The organism is Ruegeria sp. AD11(2025), from assembly GCF_056542405.1.
Genome location: NZ_JBQFZU010000003.1, coordinates 57475 through 76760 on the forward strand (window position 1 = coordinate 57475; position 19286 = coordinate 76760).

Below are 19286 nucleotides of genomic sequence, written 5' to 3' on the forward strand. Positions count from 1 at the left end.
GGGCACAGGGGCTATATTCATTTCAACAGGAGGCCCCATGACACGAACGCTTGCCCTTGTTTTCTCGGCACTATTCCCGCTAGCCGCGATGGCTGCCGATGGGTCTGCTCCGGCAGAGGACGAATTCGTCCGCTCTGCTGGTGATAGCGAACTCAGCGAGTTCCTCTGGGTTAATCGGCCCATCGTGGTATTCGCCGACACGCCCGCCGACCCGCGGTTCCAGCAACAGATCGACATGCTGGTCGAGGGCGAAGCAGCCATGCGCGACCGCGACGTGGTCGTACTGACCGACACCGACCCTTCAGCGCGATCACCGATCCGGTCGCAATTGCGGCCACGCGGGTTCCAGATGGTGTTTGTCGACAAGGACGGCGTCGTCAAACTGCGTAAACCGTCCCCATGGAGCGTGCGCGAGATCGGCCGGTCAATTGACAAGACACCCCTGCGTGAACGCGAGATCCGCGAACGGCGCGAGGGAGGCTGAGCGCCTTCGCCACGCCCCAAGCCCCCGGCGCGAAACGCCGGAGACCCGGTGCGATATGGCAAAAACGCGGTCATGATCATTCGAACTCGATGATCACATCGTCCACGGCGAGGCTGTCGCCGGGGCCTGCGTTGATCTTGGCGACGGTACCCTTTTTCTCGGCGCGCAGGATGTTCTCCATTTTCATCGCCTCAACGGTGCACAACGCCTGACCTTCCTGCACTTCCTGCCCCACTTCGACGTCGATCTTTACGATCAGGCCGGGCATCGGGCAGAGCAGCATTTTCGAGGTATCGGGCGGCAGTTTCTCGGGCATCAGCCTGGCCAGAGCGGCCTGATGCGGACGGCGCACATGCACCTTCAGATCCGCGCCCCGGTTGCGAATGCGGAACCCGCCCGAGATTTTGCCGACCTTCATGACCAGCGGGCTGCCGTCCACATCCACGACGGCCAGTTGATCCCCCGGGGTCCAATCCGATACAACGCGCAAGCTTTCTCCGTCGGCAAACTTGACGGTCGCGCCCTCTTTGTCGGCCTTGACTTTGACATCGAACTCCTGCCCCTGCAGCGCCACGTTCCAGCGCTTGCCGACCTTGCGTTCGTGGTTGTCCATGCGGCCCGAAACACGCGTGCGGCGGATCTCGGCCACACGATACATCGCCGCGCAGGACGCCGCGATCCGGCGCAGATCAACTGCAGACAGTTGAACGCCTTCAAAACCGTCAGGGTATTCCTCTGCAATAAACGCGGTGGTCATGTCACCGCTGACGAATTTCGGGTGGTCCATCACGGCAGACAGGAACGGCAGGTTGTGGCCGATACCTTCGACCTCGAAACTGTCCAGCGCCACGCGCATCGCCTCGATCGCCTGTTCGCGGGTCGGGGCCCAAGTGCACAGCTTGGCGATCATCGGGTCATAATACATGCTGATCTCGCCGCCTTCATAGACGCCGGTATCGTTACGCACCGCAGCCTCACCTTCAGGCGCGTCGCCCTGCCATTTTCCGTTCACCAACATCGGACCAGCAGCCGTTTCCTGCGGCGGACGATAGCGGGTCAGTCGTCCAATCGACGGCAGGAAGCCGCGATACGGGTCTTCGGCATACAGACGGTTTTCAATCGCCCAACCGGTCAGAGTCACGTCATCCTGAGTGATCGTCAGCTTCTCACCGGCGGCCACGCGGATCATCTGTTCGACCAGATCGACGCCAGTGATCAACTCGGTCACCGGGTGTTCCACCTGCAGGCGGGTGTTCATTTCGAGAAAGTAGAAGTTCTTGTCGCCATCGACGATGAACTCAACCGTGCCGGCGCTGGCATAGTTCACGGCCTTGGCCAGAGCCACAGCCTGTTCCCCCATCGCCTTGCGGGTTTCGGGGTCGAGGAAAGGCGACGGGGCCTCTTCCACCACTTTCTGATTACGGCGCTGGATCGAGCATTCGCGTTCGCCCAGATAGATGCCGTTGCCATGGCTGTCGCACAGGACCTGAATTTCGATGTGTCGCGGCTGGGTCACGAATTTCTCGATAAAGATCCGGTCGTCGCCGAACGAGTTCGCAGCCTCGTTTTTGGAGGATTGGAAACCCTCTCGCGCCTCGTCATCGTTCCACGCGATCCGCATGCCTTTGCCACCGCCACCGGCGCTGGCCTTAATCATCACCGGATAGCCTATTTCGTTTGAGATTTTCACGGCCTCATCAGCGTCTTCGATCAGGCCCATATATCCAGGCACCGTCGAAACCCCCGCATCCTGTGCGATTTTCTTCGAGGTGATCTTGTCGCCCATGCTTTCGATAGCCCCGACCGGAGGACCGACGAACGCCACACCTTCGGCTTCCAGCGCCTCGGCGAATTTCGAGTTTTCAGACAGGAAACCATAGCCGGGGTGTACGGCCTGCGCGCCGCTTTGGCGGATAGCGTCCATCACCTTGTCGATCACGATATAGGACTGGTTCGCGGGTGGGGGCCCAATGTGAACGGCCTCATCCGCCATCGACACGTGCAACGCGTTTCTGTCCGCGTCCGAGTAAATGGCAACAGTGCCAATGCCCATTTTACGAGCGGTCTTGATGACTCGGCAAGCGATCTCGCCCCTGTTGGCGATCAGGATCTTATTGAACATGGAACGTCCTTTGTCTTGGTGTTCTGGAAACGCAAAACGCCGCCACGGGGCTTGAACCCCACGACGGCGTGTTGCGCGATGACGGTCGGGGCGACGGGCGCCCCGTAGTTTAAGTTAGTAGCAGTTCTTTTGCGTCTTGCAGTAAAGCACGTTGCCCGCGGCACCGACTGCCGCTCCGACGAACGGATCGGCACCCAGGACCGCCGAACCCAGCGCCCCTGCGCCGCCGCCAAGCAAGGCCTGCTCGCCGAACGAGTCGCCACAGGCCGCAAGCCCAGCACAGGTCGCCACGGCAAGGATGATTTTTGAGATTCGCATACGCTCTGCCCCTTTTGGTTTCTTGATGCGTCGGGGCGCTGATGGCGTAAGTGGGGGCTGTTATTCAATAACAGGTCCCCCAAATCTGCATTTTGCGCAGAATTATGCCGCTTTAAGCGCAAAGAGCGCTCAAAGAAAAACGCGGGCGAGGTATTGTGAGTTTCACAAACCTGCCCGCGGAAGGAAGGGGTACGGAATAGTAGGTGCTTGTGCGGCGCAGGCAAAGTAGAGCCGCACGGCTCATTCACATTGCACGGCACAATCAAGGCCGCAAACAAAGTATTGTTTCCAAGAGAGATTCCGGCTGGAATTCGCCCATACGGTGAATTCCCGCGCAAATTTGCGCCGACACGCTGCACCATCGGGTGCGCGAAACCGGTGGCCCGTACAGTCACATTGGCGTTACAAAGCTCACCATCGACACCCGTTTCTGCACGTGCAGCATCACGGCCTGGCACCGGCCACCGCTTCAAATCTCCGTTCACAGCCGTAGGGTTAACCGATCTGTTCACCCGGCTGTGAAAACTACTGAGCCCTCGCACAATTCTTCTTGAGAAATCACGCGATTCCCATCCCGTTCTCGTGATTTCCCACGCTGACATTTGCGTGAAACCTTGCCCTTGCACTTCTGCACACAAGGGAACACCCACATGATTATAAAGAGAAAAAAGGCATTCCTGCTCGCTGCCTATGTTCTTAGCGTGACCAGTACGCAGGTCTTTGCCCAAGATGCTGAAACTCAGGCTGAACTGGATGCGTTGCGTGCCCGGATCGAAGCGCTGGAATCTACAGGACCGGGCACCACCCCCGGAGAATTCAGGATCGGCAACACCACTTTGGACGTCTATGGCTATGTAAAAGCCGACTTCTTCTATGACTTCGAGTTCGACCAGGGCGACACCGCCTTCGTGAACGTCATCGGTGAGCCTTCGGCAGCCACCGACGGCACCTTCGGCGCCACTGTACGCCAATCGCGGATCGGTTTGCTTACCACCACGCCCAGCGCCATTGGCGACATCGGCGGCCAACTGGAGGTTGACCTTTTCGCCTCGAACGGTACCGCCGAATTTCGATTGCGCCATGCCAATATCCGAATCGGGGACAATTGGCTGATCGGCCAGTACTGGACCAACTTCCAGCCACTGGACACCTATCCGACCTCGGTCGAATTCAACGGACCCGTTGGCATCGCTTTCGCCCGTGTTCCACAGGTCCGCTACACCAACAGTTTCGGGACCAACACGTCTTTTGCCGTTTCGGTCGAAGAAAACGTCAGCGGGTCGAACTCGGATGATCCGGTGCTGACCGCCTCGGCGGAATACAATGACGGCACCTATATCGCCCGCGCGTCGGCCCTTTATGGCAAGGCCGAAGGCGGAGGCGTCGAGGTGGACCAGACCGGCTTTACCCTGTCCGGATCGGTGCGTCCGTGGCAGGGCGGGCTGTTTCAGGTCAACTATGTCAACGGAGAGGCCCTTGGCCCCTATCTGATCGGCCTTGGTGATGCTGTTGTTAGCGGTCAGGCCAACGACGTGGACGGCTACACCATCGAGTTCCGTCAGGACCTGGGAGAAAAGTGGAATGTCGGCATCGCTTACGGCAAGGAAGACTATGACCTGCCGACCTCTACCGGCACTTTGTCCTTCACCGAGTTGGAGACGATCCACGTCAACGCTTTCTATCAGGCCACCGAGAACCTGACGCTGAGCGCCGAGTACATCTATGGTGAGCGGAACGACGAACCCACGGGCCGGACCTTTGACGGCAACCGTATTCAGGTCGCCGCGCAGCTGAATTTCTGAACGCACTGAACCGCCCTGCCTGCAACCGGGCAGGGTTTTTTCCGAAGGTGCCCCCGGATGGATATGCGCGACAGTGGCCTGCACGGTTCAGCGCACCCCGTCGAAGACATCGGGGAACGACATCCGCGCCGCGTCCACATCAATGATCAGCAAGGCGTCATAGTTGGCCGGATCAAACGGGTCTTCGGCCGGGATCACTTCGCGCTCGAACAGCCAGCTCAGGCGGCCGGCGTCCAGATTGCCACGCTCGAAAGGCTGATCCCCGAAGTTCTGCCACAGCGCTTCCATGAAGGCGGCATCCGCACGACGGTCTGCCGGTTTGCGATCACGGAACCGCTCGCGTCGCGTAATCGGCGTGACCCCTTTGGGGTTCGCGCGGCGAATGGTGAATTGAAAATCCGTCCCCGGAAGGCGCCCGGGAAAACCGCGGTGCTTCAGCATACCGACACCTCGCTATTCACTGAGAGTAGGGAAACAGAATCGCCCTTAAATGCAGACGGGATCATATCGCGCACCTCCAAAGCCGCATTGGTATTCAGAAACGCTCTGAGGTGAAGAAAACGGGATTTCATGGTCAGAGCGCCTCCCAGATACATTGGGATTGCTCCAACCGATAGGCTTCAAAAAACTGCGTGGCGTCAGGCGCGGATCGCCCGAATTCGACAGGCCGGTCAGACAACGAAATCACGACACGCGCCGGATCAAGCTCATGGTGCGCCAAATAGGCAACCGCTAGGGTTTGGCACAAGTGTTCCATGTCGTTCGAAGCGACGTCATAGCCAATTCGCCCAGCGGTGTAGCCGATCTTGGGCGCCACAAAACGGAACCTGACCCACAGCTCGCCCGGGGTGTTGTCCAGCAGAACATCGCTCAGATGCACGGGTTGACCCGACGGAACCGGCAACAGGCTTTCGGGCTGCGCAACAGCGGTAGATGACCATCCGAGACACATCAGAATAAAGGCGCGACCCCAGCCCCGATTGACGCGGGCTCCTCTCTCCGGGGTCGCGCGCGCATGGCTTGTGGCCCGCGCTTTTCTATGTCTGATAAGGTCAGTCATCTATCAGCATTGGTCTCAAAGTCAAACTTCCGCTCGACAGTTACGCCATGATCCGCCGACGGAGTGGCCCCCGGCAGGTGGTTCGTTTGGACACCCCTTACAACGGGATATTGTCGTGCTTTTTCCACGGGTTTTTCAGCTGCTTGTTGCGCAGGCTGGCAAACGCACGGGACACGCGGCGGCGGGTGGATTGCGGCATGATCACCTCGTCGATGAAGCCACGTTCGGCGGCGACAAAGGGGTTGGCAAACCGGTTCTCGTAATCCTGCGTGTGCTGCGCGATCTTCTCAGCATCGCCCAGATCGGCGCGATGAATAATCTCGGTCGCGCCCTTGGCGCCCATCACCGCGATCTCGGCCGTGGGCCAGGCATAGTTGAAATCACCACGCAGATGCTTGGAGGCCATAACGTCATAGGCACCACCATAGGCTTTGCGAGTGATCACAGTGACTTTCGGTACGGTCGCTTCACCATAGGCGAACAGCAGCTTGGCACCGTGCTTGATCACACCGCCATATTCCTGCGAGGTGCCCGGCAGGAAGCCCGGCACGTCTACCAGCGTCAGGATCGGAATCTCGAAACAGTCGCAGAAGCGCACGAACCGTGCCGCCTTGCGCGAGCTGTCGATGTCCAGACAGCCAGCCAGAATCATCGGCTGATTGGCTACGACACCTACGGTCTGCCCTTCCAGACGGATAAAACCGGTGATGATGTTCTTGGCGAAATCCTCCTGGATTTCGTAGAAGTCGCCCTCATCCGCCACTTTGGTGATGAGTTCTTTCATATCATAGGGTGTGTTCGGATTGTCGGGTATCAGCGTGTCCAGCGAGGTCTCGATCCGCTCCGGGCTGTCAAAGAACGGGCGCACCGGAGGTTTCTCGCGGTTGTTGAGCGGCAGGAAGTCGACCAGGCGGCGCACTTCGGCCATCGCCTCGACGTCGTTTTCAAACGCACCATCAGCAACCGAAGACTTCTTGGTGTGGGTCGAAGCACCGCCCAATTCCTCGGCGGTGACGACCTCGTTGGTGACAGTTTTCACAACGTCAGGGCCGGTCACGAACATGTAGGAGGTGTCTTTGACCATGAAGATAAAGTCGGTCATCGCCGGGCTGTATACCGCGCCACCGGCACAGGGGCCCATGATTACACTGATCTGCGGCACCACGCCCGAGGCCATGATGTTGCGCTGGAACACTTCGGCATAGCCCGCCAGCGAGGCCACGCCCTCCTGGATTCGCGCACCGCCCGAGTCGTTGATTCCAATCACCGGCGCACCGTTCTGGATCGCCATATCCATGATCTTGCAGATCTTCTGCGCGTGGGTTTCCGACAGCGAACCACCAAACACCGTGAAGTCCTGACTGAATACATAGACCATTCGGCCATTGATCGTGCCCCATCCGGTGACCACGCCATCGCCCGCAGTCTTTTGTTTTTCCATACCGAAATCGGTACAGCGGTGGCTGACGAACATGTCGAACTCTTCAAAGCTGCCTTCGTCCAGCAGCAGTTCGATCCGCTCGCGCGCGGTCAGCTTGCCACGCCCATGCTGCGCGTCGATACGCTTTTGTCCGCCGCCCAGCCGGGCATCGTTGCGGCGGTCTTCAAGCTCGGTAAGGATATCTTTCATGGCGCTCATTCCCTGTGAGATTTCGCGCGACACTATACGCATACGCTTCAGGTCCAAAGCATCTTTCGGCAAATTTGCAAAGTTACCGCAACAAACTTATGGAAAACTGTAAATTTGCTAAGTTTCACAGTGAGACGCAGTCTTGGATAGCATTCCCTGAAACGGTCACTATACATGTGAACCATGCAGTTTAGTTCTTCCCGGGCGCACCGCTCGCCCCCCACGATCTCAACGCTGGTTTTGCTTTCTGGGCTGTCCGCGCTCAGCCTGAACCTGTTCCTGCCCAGCCTGCCGAACATGGCGATACATTTTCAGGCCGACTACAAGGTGATGCAGTTGTCGATTGCGCTGTACCTTCTGGTCAATGCGATATTGCAGATCCTGATCGGCCCGATCGCGGATAAGGCCGGGCGCCGGCCCGTCATGCTGTGGGGGCTGGCATTGTTTCTGATCGCAACTCTGGGCTGCATCTTCGCCCCGAGCATCGAAGTTTTTCTGGCCTTCCGGATGTGCCAGGCCATCGTGGTAGTCGGCATGGTGCTCAGCCGGGCGGCGGTGCGCGACCTGTACGATCAGGATCAAGCAGCCTCAATGATAGGCTATGTCACGATGGGCATGGCGGTTGTGCCCATGATTGGTCCGGCGATTGGTGGTCTGCTGGAAGAGAGCTTTGGTTGGAAGGCCAATTTCTGGCTTCCCTTTGCATTAGGTGTAATGACACTGGCGCTGACCTATGTCGACTTTGGCGAAACCTCGGCCAAAAGCGGCAAAACGCTGATACAGCAGTTCCGCGAATACCCGGAATTGCTGCGCTCCCCCCGGTTCTGGGGCTATTCGCTGTCGTCCGCCCTCTCCTCTGGCGCATTCTTTGCCTATCTGGGCGGGGCCCCCTTTATCGGCACCGAACTCTTTGGCCTCAGCGCCGCGCTGGTCGGCATCTATTTCGGCGCGCCAGCGATTGGGTATTTCTTCGGCAATTTCGTCAGCGGGCGCTATTCGACCCGCTTTGGCGTCAACCGGATGGTGTTTTGGGGGTGTTTGCTGAACGCAATCGGCGTTGCTCTGTCAGCCATCCTGTTTCTGGCTGGCTTTGGAACGGCACTCAGCTTTTTTGGCTTCATGACCTTTGTGGGGATCGGAAACGGCATGACAATTCCCAACGCCACTTCAGGCGCATTGTCGGTACGCCCTCATCTTGCCGCCACCGCTTCGGGACTGAGTGGCGCGATCATGCTGGGCGGCGGTGCTGGTCTCAGCGCCCTGGCTGGAACCCTTCTGACTCACGAAACCGGAGCGATGCCACTGCTTTGGCTGATGCTGGCGACATCCGTTTTGGCAATCTGCGCCATCGTTTCGGTCATCCGCCGCGAACGGAAATTGGGCCTGTAACACGGCTTGCACCGATCGGTTTGCAAAGTTAGCCTGCGACAACAGAAAAGTTGCAAAGGCAAGCCATGGCCACCCAAAAGCTTTATGCTGGCGCGAAACTGCGCGAAATGCGCACGCGCCTGACCCTGACGCAGAAAGAATTCGCCACAAAACTGGGCGTTTCTCTGCCCTACCTAAACCAGATGGAAAACAACAACCGTCCGATCTCGACCACGGTTGTTCTGGCGCTGGCGCAGGAATTCGGCATGGATGTGACCGAACTGAGCACCGGCGACAGTGAGCGTCTGGTCTCGGACATGCGAGAGGCGCTGGCTGACCCGGTGTTCGACGACATGCCCCCGCTGGCCGATCTACGCCTCACTGCCTCAAACGCCCCCGCTCTGGCCCGTGCATTCATCGCCTTGCACAGAACCTATCGCCAAACTCACGAACGGCTTGCCTCTCTGGACGAGGCCCTGGGCCGTGAAGACGCGCAAATTCAGGCCAGCCCGTGGGAGGAAGTGCGCGATTTTTTCCATTACTGCGACAACTATATCGACGCTGTCGATCGCGCCGCCGAGCGGTTTTCAACCCGCGCCGAAGAAGCCGGCGGTATTCGCGCCGCAGCGATCAACAGCCTCGGTGAGCGCGGCATTCGGGTACAGTTCGTGCATATTTCCGAGACCCGGAAATACGATGCTGACAGCAAAACGTTGCAGCTCTCATCCCGAACAGCACCGCAAACACAGGTGTTTCAACTGCTGCTGCAGGTGGCGCTGATCAGCCAGGACAAGCTGCTCGACGCGACGCTGGACTTCGCCAAGTTCCAAAGCGACGAGGCCCGGGCCATCGCCAAAATCGGCCTGGCCAACTATTTCGCTGGGGCCTCGCTGATGCCCTATGATGCGTTTCTGACCGCCGCGCAGGAGTACCGCCACGATCTCGAACTTCTCAGCAATCGATTCGGAGCATCCATTGAACAGGTGGCGCACCGGCTTTCGACACTGCAGCGTCCCGGCGCCAAGGGCATCCCATTCTTTTTTGTGCGCGTCGATCAGGCCGGGACCATCACCAAGCGCCACTCGGCCACGCGCCTGCAATTTGCCCGGTTCGGCGGCGCCTGCCCCCTTTGGAACGTCCACCGTGCTTTTGAAACACCCGGCCACTTCCTGCGGCAACTGGCGGAAACACCGGATGGTGTCCGCTATATCTCATTGGCAAGGGATGTGTCGAAATCGGGTGGTTCTTACGGCGCGCCCGTGCGCCGTTATGCCATCGCCCTAGGGTGCGAAGTCCGTCACGCCGAGGCGCTGGTCTACGCTGATAACCTCGATATCACCAACGCAAGCGCTTATGAACCCATTGGCATTTCCTGCCGTATCTGCGAGCGGCAAAACTGCCACCAACGCTCGGTTCCGCCTCTGGAACGCCGCCTGTCCATTGACGCCCATACCCGCGGCACCCTGCCCTACGAAGTCACCTGACTATATCCGGCCGGAAAATGCCCCGGGGAAGCCGCAGTCCGTCGCGACGGGGGCAGAGCCCCCGCCCTTGGGTCTTAAGCCTTGGACAGGATCGACCAGATCTCATCTTTAAGTGCAGCGCGCTTCTTGCGCAGCTCGCCTTCGGCCAGATCTTCCATCGGTTCGATGTTGGTTTCCGCGCGGTGTACGACGCGGTTAACTTCGTGATACTCATCCGCCAGGCGGGCAAAATGTGCATCCGATTGCTTGAGCTGGCTCATCAGTTCGACTTTTTCCGGAAACTCTTCGGCCAGTTCATGCGGGGTGTGGGACATTCCTGTTCGCTCCTAAAATATGTCGTTGCGATTCAGGTCTAGACATGTTTCCCACACCCCGCTTTGACGCGGATCAAATCACCGCTGGGCAGTCGCCCATGCCGGGTGAATCCACGGGCGATCATTGGCCTTTGGCAAGGCTTCTTTACCCAGCAGGTGATCCGACATCTTCTCGCCCACCATGATCGACGGCGCGTTGAGGTTGCCGTTGGTGATTTGCGGAAAGATCGAGCTATCGGCGACCCGCAGCCCGTCTACACCAATCACCCGACCCTCTGCATCAACAACCGCGTTTTTGTCATCGGCCCGCCCCATACGACAGGTGCCGCAGGGGTGATAGGCGCTTTCGGCATGTTCGGCGATGAACCCGTTCAGTTCTTCATCGCTCTGCACGTCCGTTCCCGGTTGGATTTCCTTTCCAGCATAGGGTTTGAACGCATCCTGCCCGAAAATCTCGCGGGTCAGACGGATACACTTGCGGAAATCCTCCCAATCTTGCTCGTGGCTCATGTAGTTGAACCGGATCTCCGGTGCGTCCTCAGGGTTGTCCGAACGCAGCGTAACCGCCCCGCGCGATGGCGAGCGCATCGGCCCCACATGCGCCTGGAACCCGTGCCCTTCCGCCGCGGCCTGGCCGTCGTAACGCACAGCTATGGGCAGGAAGTGATACTGGATATCCGGATACTCGACACCCGGGTTCGAACGGATGAAGGCCGCGCTTTCGAACTGGTTCGACGCACCAAGGCCGGTCTTGGTGAACAGCCACTGCGCCCCGATCAGACCTTTGCTGACCAAGTTCCAATGCTTATACAGCGTGATCGGCTGCAGCGAGGCCTGCTGGATGTAAAGCTCCAGATGGTCCTGCAGGTTCGCGCCCACACCGGGACGATCCGCGACAACTTCGATCCCGTGGTCGGCCAGATGCGCTGCCGGACCGATCCCCGACAGCATTAGCAACTTGGGTGAGTTGATCGAGGACGCGGCCAGAACCACCTCGCGCCGGGCACGGATGACTTCCTTTTTGCCGCCACGGATCAACTCAACGCCTGTCGCACGGCCACCCTCCATCACGACCCGAGACGCCAAGCCGCGCACGACTTCGCAATTGTCACGCTTGAGGGCGGGCTTTAGATAAGCATTTGCCGCCGACCAGCGCCGCCCTTTCCAGACGGTCTGCTCCATCGGGCCAAAGCCTTCTTGCTTTTCACCGTTATAGTCGCCGGTGACCTCATACCCCGCCTGCTGGCCCGCATCGACAAACGCCTTAAACAGAGGGTTCTCACGCGGGCCGCGTGATACGTGCAGCGGGCCGTCTTTACCGCGCCATTCGGGATCTCCGCCATGGCCGCCATCATGCCAGGTCTCCATGCGCTTGTAGTACGGAAGAACATCGGCGTAAGACCAGCCATCCGCGCCCATTTCAGACCAGGTATCAAAGTCGCGCGCGTGGCCGCGCACATAGACCATACCGTTGATCGAGGACGACCCACCGATCACCTTGCCGCGTGGGCAAGCCAGACGGCGGTTGTTCAGATGCGGTTCGGGCTCAGACTCATAACCCCAGTCATACCGCGCCATGTTCATCGGATAGCTCAGCGCAGCGGGCATCTGGATGAACGGTCCAGCGTCGGTGCCGCCATGTTCGATCACCAGAACTGAGGCCCCGGCCTCGCTCAGGCGGTAAGCCATCGCGCAGCCTGCGGACCCTGCGCCAACGATGACGAAATCTGCTTCCATATTCAGGTCTCCATAGCCCGCCGAACCACGTTTGGAACTGTTCGGCAGGAGTAATTCTCAAAAACGAAGAGGTTATTCGCCGCGCGGGAAGCGCTGGCTTTCCTCGACAGTGTTCAGATCCATATGATTGCGCATGTAGCGTTCGGACGCTTTCTGCAGCGGCTGGTAGTCCCACGGGTAGTAACCACCCTGCCGCAACGCCTCGTACACGACCCAGCGACGGGCCTGGCTGGCCCTTATTTCTGCGTCGAACTGATCCAAATCCCAGCGGGCCTCGGATTTCGCACGCAGCGATTCCAGCGTTCCGGCATGCGCGGGGTCTTCGGCGAGGTTCACCTGTTCCAGCGGGTCGGCCTCAAGATCAAACAACTGATCGGGGTCCAGCGCACAACGGTTGTACTTCCACTTGTCATAGCGCAGCGAAACCAGCGGGGCGTAGGACGCCTCGGCTGCGTATTCCATCGCCACCGGCGTGGTCCGCCCACCACCTTGCGCCAAAGGCACTAGGTCTTCACCATCAGTCCACGGCGCTATCTCGGCCATGTCCACGCCCGCCAGCGCGCCCAAAGTAGGTGTCACGTCAATCGTCGAAACCGGCGTGTCGATACGCCCTGCAGGCATACCCGGTGCCGAGATCATCAGCGGCACGCGCGACGAGCCTTCGAAGAAGGTCATCTTGAACCACAGGCCGCGCTCGCCCAGCATATCGCCGTGATCCGAAACGAAGAGGATGATCGCTTCCTGCCGCGTGGTTTCCAACACCTCGAGAATCTCGCCGATCTTGTCGTCCAGATACGAGATGTTGGCGAAATACGCGCGGCGGGACTTGCGGATATCTTCCTCAGTGATGTCGAAACTGCGCCAGTCGTTGGCGTCGAAGATGCGTTTGGAATGCGGGTCCTGGTTGTCATAACCCAGGTCTGCGACCTCGGGCAGCAAGTGTTCGCAATCCTCATAGAGGTCCCAGTATTTCCGGCGCGCAACGTAGGGGTCGTGCGGATGGGTAAAGCTGACAGTCACACACCACGGGCGGTCATCATTGCCACGCGCCAGATCATAGAGCTTGGCCTTGGCGTGATAGGCAACCTCGTCATCGTACTCCATCTGGTTCGAGATTTCTGCCACACCCGCGCCAGTCACCGAACCCATGTTGTGATACCACCAGTCGATCCGCTCACCCGGCTTGCGGTAATCGGGAGTCCAGCCGAAGTCGGCGGGGTAGATGTCGGTGGTCAGGCGGTCTTCGAACCCGTGTAGCTGATCAGGGCCGACGAAATGCATCTTACCCGACAGGCAGGTGTAATAGCCCGCGCGACGCAGGTGGTGCGCATAGGTGGGGATGTCACTGTTGAACTCAGCAGCGTTGTCATAAACGCCGGTGCGCGAGGGCAACTGGCCGGACATGAAGCTGGCCCGCCCGGGCGCACATAACGGCGAGGCCGTGTAGGTGTTGGCAAACCGTGTCGATCTCTCGGCCAGTTTCTTCAGGTTCGGAGCATGCAGCCAGTCTGCGGGACCGTCGGGAAAGAGGGTTCCGTTGAGCTGATCCACCATCAGGATCAGAATGTTAGGTTTTGTCATTTTTCAGCCTCGAGCAGAGTGTTGAGAACACGCATCGCGTGTTGCACGGCCAGTTGGGGGTCTTCAGGCGCGCTGAGCGCGGCGCGAATATACAACCCGTCGATCAGAGCGATCATATTCTCGGCCGCTTCGACCGGGTCCTTCATCAATGGGCGCAGGGCGTCAATCAGATTGGACCGGATACGCGACTGATAAATCTGCCATAGACGCAGGGCTTCGTCGTTTGTCTGAGCCAGAACGTAAAACGTCATCCACGCGGCGATAACATCAGGCGTAAAACAGGATGGTGCAAAGGAGGCGCGGATGATGGCCTGCGCCCGCTCCTTCGGCGCAGCAGTTTTTAGCTCGCCCCGGGTCTCGGCACCAAAATCAGACAGGATGCGTCGCATCGCGGCCAGAAAAATCTGATCCTTGCCGCCAAAATAGTGATGCGCCAGGGCGCTGGACATTCCGGCCCGCTTGGCGATTTGGCTGACGGTTACGTCAAGGGACTTCTTCGACCCAAGCTCGGCAATTGTCGCGCGAACGATAGCGTCGCGACGGATTGGCTCCATTCCGAGTTTCGGCATAGCTGTCCTCTCCCAACGTTAAGTGGGGAAAACGCTACGGGGTTTTTATTGACTCGTCAATTAATAACCACTTTGACGCGCTGAATGTCGCTATAGTTTGGGCGCAATACTGGGGGTGGTCAGGTAGCTGCGGTTCAAAATCGCCTCGCGCCAGGCGATGAAGCTGACGGCCGACAGGATCAGCGAACCGCCCGCGACAACCCAGATGTCGATGCTTTCATGAAAGACCAGTGCACCCAGCAACGTGGCCCAGATCAGTTGCAGGAAGGTTACCGGCTGCGTAACCGCCACCGGTGCCGCTTTCAGCGCAATCGTCATGAAATAGTGGCCCGCCGTGGCAAAGCTGGCGACCAGAAACAGTACGCCCAGGTCGCGCAGGCTGGGCGGTGTCCAGACGGCCACCGCAAACGGGATCAGGGCAATCGTCACCCAGAACGACATATGTGCGACAACAACTGAAGGTGGAATATCCCGTACAAGCGCCTTTGCAATCAGATACGAGCCACCGAGCGCCAGAGACGTGCCCAGCATGGCCAGGTGACCTGCCGAAACTTCGCGGAATCCGGGGCGCAGGATGATGAGGACGCCGACAACTGCAACACAGATCGCAGCTATCCGGCGAAAAGCCAGTTTCTCTCCTAAAAACAACGCCGCGCCCAAAGTCACATAGACGGGCGTCATGTAGTTCATCGCCGTGACCTCGGCCAAGGGGATCTGCGTCATCGAGAAAAACCACAGCATCACAGCCACGGCATGCACGATCCCGCGCACACCGAACAGGGTCAAATGTCGGCGTGTCAGGTGCGTTGTCAGAACAAGCTTCAGGGCTGGAAGCAGAAAGATCAGACCAAAGACGAACCGAAGAAACGCCGCCTGAATCGGGTCCATCGTCGAACCCAGCGACTTGACCAGCGCGGTCATAACAACAAAGGACACCCCGGCAGCAAACATCCAGAACATGCCCACCAGGGGGCGATATGCGGGCGCATGAGTTGTCATGTTAACGGTTGAACACCGAAACCCCGACCGGGGCAACCCATCACATAGCCACGAGTTTGAGAGCAATCCCCAGCATGACCACGCCGATCACCGCGTCCAGAACCTGCCAGGCTCGCGGCTTGGCAAAGACCGGGGACAGGATGCCTGCCCCGTAGCCGAGGGAAAAGAAGAACACGAAGCTAGACAGCATTGCGCCCAGCGCAAAGGCCAGCCGATCATCATACTGAGCCGAGATCGATCCGATCAGCACGACCGTGTCCAGATAGACGTGCGGGTTCAGCCAGGTGAAGGCCAGAACCGTCAGCAGGACGGACCTCAGGCTGGCGCGCTGCCCCTCGGCCACATCCATCACCGCTCCCCCACGCCATGCTGATTGCAGGCTGCGCAGGCCGTACCACGTCAGGAAAATTGCCCCGCCGTATCGCATCACCGTTTCAAACCAGGGCGCTGCCGCCGCCAGCGCGCCGAACCCCGCGACACCTGCTGCGATCAGAATGGCGTCCGACACCGCACAGGTCAGGCACAGGGGCAACACATGTTCGCGCCGCAACCCCTGACGCAGCACAAAGGCGTTCTGCGCACCTATGGCTAGAATAAGGCTGAAGCCCAAAGCAAAGCCTGCGATCAAGGATGTAGACATGTGACCTCCTGTGGTTCCGAGGTATTGACTACGGGTATTGCCGCTCTCTATCAAATTAAAGATGTTGACCTCAGTTAAGTTTGGCTAATGTTGCTCGATCCCAATCACCTTTCGGCACTGTCTTCCATCCTGCGCCATGGCAGCTTTGAGGCAGCCGCTGCCGAGCTGGCCGTGACGCCCTCGGCCATTTCGCAACGGATCAAGGCATTGGAGGATCGCGTGGGTGCCGCCCTGATCCATCGTGGCACGCCGTGCACAGGCACTCCGGCGGGGTTGCGTATCGCACAACATGCAGAGGATATCGGGCTTCTTGAGGCAAAGCTGGCCCGGGAACTGACCTTGGATCAAGCGACTGGTCCTGCACGAGTCCGTGTGGCGGTTCCCGCTGACGTATTGGCGACGTGGTTCATCGATGCAATGGCACAGGTTAACGGAATACTGTTCGATCTGGTGGTCGACGATCAGGACCATTCCGCAGAATGGTTGCGGCGCGGAGAGGTCAGCGCTGCCATCACGGTGGGCAGTCAACTGGTTGCAGGCTGCGATTCCTCTGATTTGGGGGCACTGCGTTACATCGCAACCGCAAGCCCAGGTTATATGCGCAAGTGGTTCGCCGATGGGGTGAACGCGCGCACGCTGGCCCGGGCACCTTGCCTGACCTTCAACCGCAAGGACAGCCTGCAGAAATCATGGATCACCGAACAGACCGGCCAAAGCATTAAACCGCCCTCGCATTTCCTGCCCTCACCACAGGGCTTCGTGGGCGCAGCGATGGCCGGGATGGGTTGGGGCATGAACCCGATCGGGCTGGCACAGCAGGCGCTAGATGACGGAAGGTTGGTTCCCCTGCTACACAATGCGCCCCTTGACGTGCCTCTGACATGGCAAGTGGGCCGCATTCTTTCCGCTGCGCTGGCCCCGCTGAGTGATGCAGTCAGACGGGTTGCAACGAAGGCACTCCTGCCCACTCAGCCCTGACTGGGCGTGTCAGGTTGGCTCAGACATTTTCACGTTGGGTAAAACCACCCGGTAACAGGTAATAGCGGCAAACAAGCTGACGAGAACAATGAAGAAAATGGCCCAAGCAACTTCGTGCATATGAGCGATGGCAGCCAATGCGGCCGACAGGATGACCGCCGTGATCCGACAGATGCTTTTGATCGCAGCGGCCCCTTTGACGCGCTGGTCCTTGGGGGCCACGTCCAAAAAGTACAGCTTTCTCGCCCCGCTGATGCCCGTCACGGCCACCGTCACGATGAACAACGCCACCGCATGAAGATGCACCGCGTGATCGACCCCCAGAAAATGCACCACCAACAATGCGCCTCCGGTAACGGCCACCATCAGGTTGCCCACCACCATCACGGCCCGGTGCGACTTCATGTTCACCAACTGCCACAACGGAGCTGAGACCAGATACCCTGACGCGGATGAGATGATCATGGCTGTCAAACCTTTGGCTGACGCGTGATGCGCCTCGGCCGCGATCAGGGCAAAGAACGGCACCGAAAGGGACACCACCACCAATGGTATGCGCATGACCATGTAGTGGCGGAACCAAGCTTGATCGAACATGGCCAAAATATCGGTGAAGTTTTCAAAGAATTTCCGTTTCCGCGCTGACGGCGCGCCGGCGTTAGTTGGTGCGTCCTTGTCGATCTCGGACATGGCCAGAATGCACAGGCCCGACAGAACGAAGAACGTGACCGAAACGGCAATCACCGCAGAATGGCGTGAAAAGGGCGGGTTTTCCTTGGTGATCTCATGCACCAGCAACACCAATCCGATGGCCCCCAACCCACCAATGCCAAGCTGCAAGTAGTGCAAGACCATCCGCGACTTGGAATGTACGTGGTCGCCGAGCAGGTCGGTATACATCAACGACTGAATCTCTTCGATCAGACCAATCAGAAAAAACGCCGCGACGAAAGCCATTCCGATGGCTGGAACCACCCCGGTCGACGCGACCACCACCGCCATGACAAGGCAGGCACCGATGGCAATTTCAGTCAGGGCAATCCCGCGTTTCTTCCGATCCCGCGCCGCAATTGGCTGCGCCAGGAACACGTCCGAGATCATGCTGCCGACCATTCGGACCGACACCAGTCCCCCGGCAATGAACATTGGCAGTTCCAGCGAAACGGCCAGAAACGGAAGAACCACGGAGGGGCTGCCTAGTGTCCACGCAACCTGAGACAGGATACTTTGCCCGGCCAGAACCGGAATATTTCGTTTGGGTGCGGTGTCCGTCATGCGCTCATTTGGGTCATCTACGCTGCGAAGAGAACTGCCTGGCTGCAAGCCTATAGGGATACGGGCCACCGGCCAAGAACCACATGAGTCGCAAAAGAAAAACCCGGCCAACGGCCGGGTTTTCAAAGACTGCTATCTGGCGCGAGTCAGAGCTGCGCCATGACCTCGTCCGTGGCTTCGAAGTTGGTAGTAACGCGCTGCACGTCATCGTCGTCTTCCAACGCATCGACCAGCTTCATCAGCTTTTGCATGTCGTCCAGACCCAACTCGGTCGTGGTGGTAGGTTTCCAAACCAACTTGGTCGACTCGGTCTCGCCCAGCGCTGCTTCCAACGCGTTCGAAACGTCATTCAGGTCGGTATCGGCGCACCAGATGATGTGACCTTCCTCCGAGCTTTCGACGTCTTCGGCTCCCGCCTCGATGGCTGCTTCGAACACGGTGTCGGCATCACCCACGGATGCAGGGTATACTACCTCACCCTTGCGTTCGAACATGAACCCGACCGAGCCGGTCTCGCCCAGATTGCCGCCGTTCTTGGAAAAGGTCGAACGCACGGTCGAGGCAGTCCGGTTGCGATTGTCGGTCATCGTCTCGACGATGACAGCGACGCCATTGGGGCCATAGCCCTCGTATCGGATTTCTTCGTATTCGTCGCCTTCACCTGCAACAGATTTTTTGATCGCGCGGTCGATGACGTCCTTGGGGACCGAATTCGACTTGGCCTCTTTGACAGCCAGACGCAGGCGCGGGTTCTTGTCGGGATCGGGGTCGCCCATTTTGGCAGCGACGGTGATCTCTTTCGACAGTTTGGAAAACAGCTTGGACCGCGCGGCGTCCTGACGCCCCTTGCGGTGCTGGATGTTGGCCCATTTGGAATGGCCTGCCATGTTGCGTCCTCGTAATAGTGATTGCGTATTCGGCGCTC

The 19286-nt window shown here is 59.0% G+C and carries 18 protein-coding genes; 5 read left to right on the top strand and 13 right to left on the bottom strand.

Annotated elements, in window-relative coordinates; genetic code table 11:
* The first annotated feature begins 37 nt into the window (after positions 1-37).
* On the top strand, positions 38-484 hold the full coding sequence (locus ACR1XY_RS03705; protein WP_480590000.1) for a DUF4174 domain-containing protein: 447 nt from the start codon (positions 38-40) through the stop codon (positions 482-484).
* Between the two features lie 76 nt (positions 485-560).
* On the opposite strand, the gene ACR1XY_RS03710 is transcribed toward ACR1XY_RS03705, so the two are convergent.
* Complete coding sequence (locus ACR1XY_RS03710) at positions 561-2606, bottom strand: acetyl-CoA carboxylase biotin carboxylase subunit (RefSeq protein WP_480590002.1); 2046 nt, start codon at positions 2604-2606, stop codon at positions 561-563.
* Positions 2607-2720: 114 nt separating this feature from the next.
* Positions 2721-2924 (bottom strand): hypothetical protein, encoded by a 204-nt coding sequence (locus ACR1XY_RS03715; RefSeq protein WP_480590004.1) that lies wholly within the window; start codon positions 2922-2924, stop codon positions 2721-2723.
* 650 nt (positions 2925-3574) lie between these two features.
* Between ACR1XY_RS03715 and ACR1XY_RS03720 the strand changes: the two genes are divergently transcribed.
* Entirely contained in the window at positions 3575-4726 is a 1152-nt protein-coding gene (locus ACR1XY_RS03720) for a DcaP family trimeric outer membrane transporter (RefSeq protein ID WP_480590006.1), read from the top strand.
* Positions 4727-4813: 87 nt separating this feature from the next.
* Here ACR1XY_RS03720 and ACR1XY_RS03725 read toward each other — a convergent pair whose 3' ends face one another.
* From ACR1XY_RS03725 to ACR1XY_RS03735, 3 genes are all read right to left on the bottom strand, one after another.
* A complete protein-coding gene (locus tag ACR1XY_RS03725) occupies positions 4814-5167 on the bottom strand; it encodes a hypothetical protein (RefSeq protein ID WP_480590008.1) in 354 nt (117 codons plus the stop codon).
* Positions 5168-5300: 133 nt separating this feature from the next.
* Positions 5301-5786, bottom strand: a complete 486-nt coding sequence (locus ACR1XY_RS03730; RefSeq protein ID WP_480590010.1) for a DUF6497 family protein — start codon at positions 5784-5786, stop codon at positions 5301-5303.
* A gap of 97 nt (positions 5787-5883) precedes the next feature.
* Entirely contained in the window at positions 5884-7416 is a 1533-nt protein-coding gene (locus tag ACR1XY_RS03735) for an acyl-CoA carboxylase subunit beta (protein WP_480590012.1), read from the bottom strand.
* Positions 7417-7599: 183 nt separating this feature from the next.
* Between ACR1XY_RS03735 and ACR1XY_RS03740 the strand changes: the two genes are divergently transcribed.
* Together ACR1XY_RS03740 and ACR1XY_RS03745 are read left to right on the top strand one after the other, a co-directional pair.
* The gene (locus tag ACR1XY_RS03740) at positions 7600-8805 is read left to right on the top strand and encodes a multidrug effflux MFS transporter (RefSeq protein WP_480590014.1); all 1206 of its coding nucleotides are present in this window, start codon (positions 7600-7602) and stop codon (positions 8803-8805) included.
* A gap of 65 nt (positions 8806-8870) precedes the next feature.
* Positions 8871-10268 carry a helix-turn-helix domain-containing protein gene (locus ACR1XY_RS03745; RefSeq protein ID WP_480590016.1) on the top strand — a complete coding sequence of 466 codons (1398 nt, stop codon included), beginning with the start codon at positions 8871-8873 and terminating at the stop codon, positions 10266-10268.
* A 74-nt stretch (positions 10269-10342) separates the two neighbouring features.
* On the opposite strand, the gene ACR1XY_RS03750 is transcribed toward ACR1XY_RS03745, so the two are convergent.
* The 6 genes from ACR1XY_RS03750 to ACR1XY_RS03775 form a co-directional block, all read right to left on the bottom strand.
* Complete coding sequence (locus ACR1XY_RS03750; protein WP_480590018.1) at positions 10343-10582, bottom strand: HP1242/YdcH family protein; 240 nt, start codon at positions 10580-10582, stop codon at positions 10343-10345.
* 78 nt (positions 10583-10660) lie between these two features.
* Positions 10661-12319: a choline dehydrogenase gene (gene betA / locus ACR1XY_RS03755; RefSeq protein ID WP_480590020.1), complete on the bottom strand. Its 1659-nt coding sequence runs from the start codon at positions 12317-12319 to the stop codon at positions 10661-10663.
* Between the two features lie 72 nt (positions 12320-12391).
* Entirely contained in the window at positions 12392-13900 is a 1509-nt protein-coding gene (betC, locus tag ACR1XY_RS03760; RefSeq protein ID WP_480590022.1) for a choline-sulfatase, read from the bottom strand.
* A complete protein-coding gene (gene betI / locus ACR1XY_RS03765) occupies positions 13897-14469 on the bottom strand; it encodes a choline-binding transcriptional repressor BetI (RefSeq protein ID WP_480590024.1) in 573 nt (190 codons plus the stop codon). The genes betC and betI overlap by 4 nt, the downstream gene beginning before the upstream one ends.
* 90 nt (positions 14470-14559) lie before the next feature.
* Positions 14560-15468, bottom strand: coding sequence for a DMT family transporter (locus tag ACR1XY_RS03770; RefSeq protein ID WP_480590026.1), 909 nt, complete (start codon positions 15466-15468; stop codon positions 14560-14562).
* Positions 15469-15508: 40 nt separating this feature from the next.
* A complete protein-coding gene (locus tag ACR1XY_RS03775) occupies positions 15509-16108 on the bottom strand; it encodes a LysE/ArgO family amino acid transporter (protein WP_480590028.1) in 600 nt (199 codons plus the stop codon).
* Between the two features lie 87 nt (positions 16109-16195).
* On the opposite strand from ACR1XY_RS03775, the gene ACR1XY_RS03780 reads away from it, so the two are divergent.
* Positions 16196-17086, top strand: a complete 891-nt coding sequence (locus tag ACR1XY_RS03780) for a LysR family transcriptional regulator ArgP (RefSeq protein ID WP_480590030.1) — start codon at positions 16196-16198, stop codon at positions 17084-17086.
* A gap of 9 nt (positions 17087-17095) precedes the next feature.
* Here the strand turns inward: ACR1XY_RS03780 and ACR1XY_RS03785 are convergent, their stop codons facing one another.
* Both ACR1XY_RS03785 and ACR1XY_RS03790 read right to left on the bottom strand, forming a co-directional pair.
* A complete protein-coding gene (locus tag ACR1XY_RS03785) occupies positions 17096-18361 on the bottom strand; it encodes a permease (protein ID WP_480590032.1) in 1266 nt (421 codons plus the stop codon).
* 146 nt (positions 18362-18507) lie between these two features.
* Positions 18508-19248 (bottom strand): YebC/PmpR family DNA-binding transcriptional regulator, encoded by a 741-nt coding sequence (locus ACR1XY_RS03790; protein ID WP_480590034.1) that lies wholly within the window; start codon positions 19246-19248, stop codon positions 18508-18510.
* Positions 19249-19286: the final 38 nt, after the last annotated feature.